The following is a 444-nucleotide window of genomic DNA, read 5'->3' as shown; positions in this document are numbered from 1 at the left end:
GGCTGCGCACAGAGACTGGCGCCAGTAGAGACACATGACTTCGCAATTGCCCACCCTTCACGCCACCATCACAGAGATGAAGGATATACGGCACTTCGTCTGAATGCGGTTGCGTCGTGTCGCGTCTCTCCCCCTTCTCCGACACAAGGATTCCCCCATGAAGCGCACCGCCACCGCATCCCATCCTCTGACGCCGCGCCCGCTGTTCCGCAGCCTGTTGCTGGCGCTGGCGTCCCTTCCCGCCGGGGTCGTTTTGGCCGGCGATCTCGATGGCCAGACTGCGGAGGTCGGTGCTGGGGATCCGGTCGAAGCGTGGACGTTGAAGAACGGCTCGCTGCTGACCGTGAACGGAGGAGCGGCCCAGACCATTCTGGCCGATGACTCACGCGTAACGCTGGTTGCTTCGACGGTCTCGCGCAAGCCATCGGGCGACTACTCCGAACA

The 444-nt window shown here is 63.3% G+C and carries 1 protein-coding gene; it reads left to right on the top strand.

The genetic code is table 11. The features are described from left to right. Window positions 1–157 precede the first annotated feature (157 nt). Window positions 158–444, top strand: a 287-nt coding sequence (locus I6F37_RS40050; protein ID WP_225154384.1) for a hypothetical protein, incomplete at its 3' end; no start/stop codon positions are given.

Source organism: Bradyrhizobium sp. NBAIM08 (genome assembly GCF_020193935.1).
In the GTDB taxonomy this organism is placed as follows: Bacteria; Pseudomonadota; Alphaproteobacteria; order Rhizobiales; family Xanthobacteraceae; genus Bradyrhizobium; species Bradyrhizobium yuanmingense.
The sequence above is the reverse complement of the archived record's forward strand: the minus strand, read 5'-3'. Positions and strand labels throughout refer to the sequence as shown.